2 protein-coding genes are annotated in these 4,103 nt (G+C 71.6%); both read right to left on the reverse strand.

Annotated features, from left to right (window positions below):
• Positions 1-1,079 (reverse strand): polyketide synthase (locus HV824_RS35005; RefSeq protein ID WP_176425208.1); only part of this gene is annotated, 1,079 nt, incomplete at its 3' end.
• A gap of 11 nt (positions 1,080-1,090) precedes the next feature.
• Positions 1,091-4,103 (reverse strand): type I polyketide synthase (locus tag HV824_RS35010; RefSeq protein ID WP_176425209.1); only part of this gene is annotated, 3,013 nt, incomplete at its 5' end.

The following is a 4,103-nucleotide window of genomic DNA, read 5'->3' on the forward strand; positions in this document are numbered from 1 at the left end:
CACATCGCGTCCACCTCTATCGGGTCCCCCAGCGACGTCCCCGTCCCGTGCGCCTCCACGTAGCTCACCTCCCCCGCTCTCACCCCTCCGTTCTCCAGCGCCTGCCGAATCACCGCCTGCTGCGCCATCCCGTTCGGCACCGTCAAGCCGCTGCTCGGCCCGTCGTGATTCACCGCCGTCCCTCGAATCACCGCCAGCACTTCGTTCCCGTCCGCCACCGCGTCCGACAACCTCTTCAGCACCAGCACTCCGCAGCCCTCGCCGCGGGCATAACCGTCCGCGGAGGCGTCGAACGTCTTGCACCGCCCCTCGGGAGACAGCGCGCCGCTGCTCGACAGGTAGACGCTGAGCTCCGGGGAGAGGATGAGGTTCACGCCGCCCGCGAGCGCCACGGGGCACTCGCCCAGGCGCAAGCTCTGGATGGCCAGGTGCAGCGCGACGAGCGACGACGAGCACGCCGTGTCCACCGCCATGCTCGGCCCCTGGAAGCCCAGGGCGTACGACAGGCGCCCCGCGCTGAAGCAGGCGCCCTTGGCCGTTCCGAAGTACGGGTCCAGTTGGGACAGGTCCGCGTTCGCCAGCAGGCGCTGGCTGTAGTCGGTGTTCATCACGCCGACGAAGACGCCCACGCGCTGACGGCTCCGGCGCTCCACCGGATGCCCCGCGCGCTCCAGCGCCTCCCAGCCCACCTCCAGCAGCAACCGCTGCTGCGGGTCCATCGCCGCGGCCTCGCGCGGAGAGATGCCGAAGAACTGGGCGTCGAACTGGTCCACGTCCTTCAGGAAGCCGCCGCGACGGGTGTTGATCTTCCCCGGCACCTGCGGCTTCGAGTCATAGAGCGCGTCCACGTCCCAGCGGTTCGCCGGCACCTCCGTCGTGGCGTCCACGCCGTCGCGCAGCAGCTCCCAGTACGCCTCCGGCGTGGTGACCCCACCGGGGAAGCGGCACGCCATCCCGACGATGGCGATGGGCTCCGCGCGGGGCGTCGACTCGGCCTTCTCCAGCCGAGCCTCCAGCTTCCGAATCTTCACGAGCTGCTGCTGAACAATCTGCCGGTAGTTGATGTCCTCGGTCGTCATCTCGATATTCCTCAGGAATCCGTTGCCAGGTCCGCGAGCGCCAGACGGGCCAGCTCCGCGTCGGAGAGCGCGTCGAGGCTCACCTCGAGCTCGCCATCGCCCGGCACCTCACGCGCCACGGCGGGCTTGCTCTCGTCGTTGAACTTCAAGACAGCCTCGATGAGGTGGTCGGCGAGGAAGTCCACGTTGGGGTGGTTCATCGCAATCGTCGAAGGCAGCGACTGCCCCAGCCCGTCCTGCAGGGCATTGCGCAGCTCGATGGCCATCAGCGAGTCCATGCCCAGGTCCGTGAAGCCCTGGCTCCAGTCGACCCCCGCCACCTCCAGCCGGAGCACGCGCCCCACCGCCTCCTGGAGCCTGCGGACGAGCAGCCCGTGCCGCGCATGCGGCAGCGCGCCCTGGAGCTCCGCCAACCACTGCTTCTTCGGAGTCGGAGCGCTCGCGTGCGGCGCCTCCTTCCGCGCGGGCGCCACCGCCGCGTAGAAGGCCGAGCGCCCCAGCCGGCCCAGGCCTTCGATGTACGTCGGCCACCGGATGCTCATGAGGCCCAGCTGCGGCTGACGCTGCCCCAGCGCCTTGCCCAGCAGCTCCAGCCCCTGGGCCGTGGGCAGCGCGCGGATGCCTCGGCGCTCCAGCGCCCTGGCCACTTGCGCGTCCGTGGCCATGCCCACCTCGGCCCACGGGCCCCAGTCGAGCGAAAGCGCCGGCAGGTCCCGGGCACGCCGCAGGTGCGCCAGGGCGTCCAGGAAGGCGTTGGCCGCCGCATACCCTCCCTGGCCCGGAGAGCCCAGCAGCGCCGCCGCCGACGAGAAGAGCACGAAGTGCTCCAGCGGCCGGCCCTCGGTGAGGCGGTGGAGGTTCCACGCACCGGCCACCTTGGGCGTCATCACCCGCTCGAAGCGCTGGAGGTCCTGCTGCACCAGCGCCCCGTCCTCCACGAGGCCCGCTGCGTGGAAGAGTCCTCGCAGCGGCACCGGCCCCGCGTCGATGCGCGCCAGGAGCGCCGCGACGTCCGCCTCACGCGCCACGTCCGCCGAGACCACGGTGACCGTGGCCCCCGCTTGCTCCAACGCGTGGAGCACCGAGCGGGCCTCCGCCGTGGGCTCGCGTCGCCCCACGAGGACCAGGTGACGAGCGCCATGCTCCACCAGCCACCGCGCCACCGCCAGGCCGAGCGCCCCCAGTCCGCCGGTAATCAGGTACGCGCCGTCCGCGCGGAAGGCGAGGGCCGCCGCCACCAGGCCCTTCGCTCGCTGGAGCTGGGACCGGAGGCGCTTCTCCCCGCGCAAGGCCACCTCCAGGCCCGGCGCCTCCGCGGAGCGCAGCAGCTCGGTGAGCAGCGACTCCACGCCGCCCTCCGTGTCCCTGGGGTCCAGGTCGACACGGCCGCAGCGCAGCTCTCCGTGCTCCAGGTCGATGACGCGCCCCAGGCCCCACAGCGAGGACTGCACGGGCGAGGACACCGCCACGCCATCCGCCGGCTGTGCGCCTCGCGTGACGAGCCACAGGGGAGCCGGGCCGCCACTGGCGACGAGCGCCTGCGTCAGGTGCAGCGCTCCCGTCGTGGCCTGAAGCGTCGCCTGCTGAAGGGCCTGCGCGGACTGCGTCTCCTCCACGGACGCGTCGAGCCCCCACAGGTAGACGGCCCCCGCGCACGGGGCTCCGTTCAGGGCCTCGCGCAGCAGCCGGCTGAAGTCGGATGGGCTGCGCGCATCGACTTCGAAGCCCCTGTCGGCCGTGGCCCGGAACGCGGTGCCCGGGCGCACGCGGATGACGGACTCACCGCGCTCCTCCAGTCGCGCGGCGAGCCGCGCTCCGACGCCCTGACCGTCCACCAACAGCAGCCACGGATGCGGCTGCGCGGCGGGCAGCGGCGCGGGCAGCAGGGGCTCCGGCGTCCAGGCCACCTCGTAGACGCGCTCCTCGGACTGCTTGTGCGTGCTGGCCTGGAGGACCTCCCGGCTGGCGCGGCGAGCGTGGAAGCCGAGAATCTCCGCCACCGGGCCGTGCTCGTCGAAGAGCTGAACGTCGCCGCTGAGAATCTCCTCCGTGACGGCGCGCTCGCCCGCCGTGGACTTCGCGTAGCACCACAGCGGCCCCTGCGGGCGCCGGAAGAAGTTGAGCTGCGAGACGCTGAAGGGAATCGCCAGCGCGTCCGCCAGGCTCGTCGCGTCGCTCACCATCCAGTTGGCGAGCATCTGGAAGCACGAGTCGATGAGACCGGGGTAGAGCGCGTAGTTGTCCGGCGAGTCGGGCAGCTCGGGCTGCCGCATCTGACCGAAGGCCTCGTCCTGGCTGCGCTGGAAGGGGCCAATCCAGCGGAAGCTGGGGCCCAGCGTGTAGCCCATGGCGCGGAAGAACGTGTAGAAGTCGTCTCCCGAGCGCGCCTCGGTGCAGCGAGACAGCACGTCCTCGCGCACGGGCAGCGGCCGAGGCGAGGACACCTGCGACGGGTCCACCCGCAGCTCACCCGTGCCGTGCAGCACCCAGTCGCCGGACTCGCCCTGCGTCATCAGCTTGAGGGAGTAGCCCTCCGCGTGCGGCGAGAAGATGAGCTGGAGCGGGCGCAGCTCGTCATCCGCGAGCACCAACGCCTGGTGGAACGTGAGGTTCTCCAGCGTGCAGGCGAGCGGACCGAACGTCTCCGCCACCGCCGAGAGGACCATCGACAGGTGCGAGGCCGCGGGCGTGACGACCGTGCCGTAGAGGCGGTGGTCATCGAGGTACGCCGGACGGAACGCCCCGAGCGTCGTGCTGTAGATGATGTCGTCGAACGCGGGCGAGTACAGCCGCGTCCCAAGGTGCGGCTTGCTGTCCTTCGACTCACGCGGCGCGAGCAGCGCCCCGCTGCGCTGGGTGTCGCGGGTCCACCAGTAGCGCTGCCGCTGGAAGGGATACGTGGGCAGGGGCACCGTCCGCCGCGCATACGGCTTCTCGTACTCCCCCCACGCCACCTCCACCCCCTTCACGTACAGCGCACCCAGCGCCTCCAGCGCCGTCTCCCACTCGCCCCGCCCCTTCCTC

The organism is Myxococcus sp. AM009 (assembly GCF_013372605.1).
Classification (GTDB): domain Bacteria; phylum Myxococcota; class Myxococcia; order Myxococcales; family Myxococcaceae; genus Myxococcus; species Myxococcus vastator.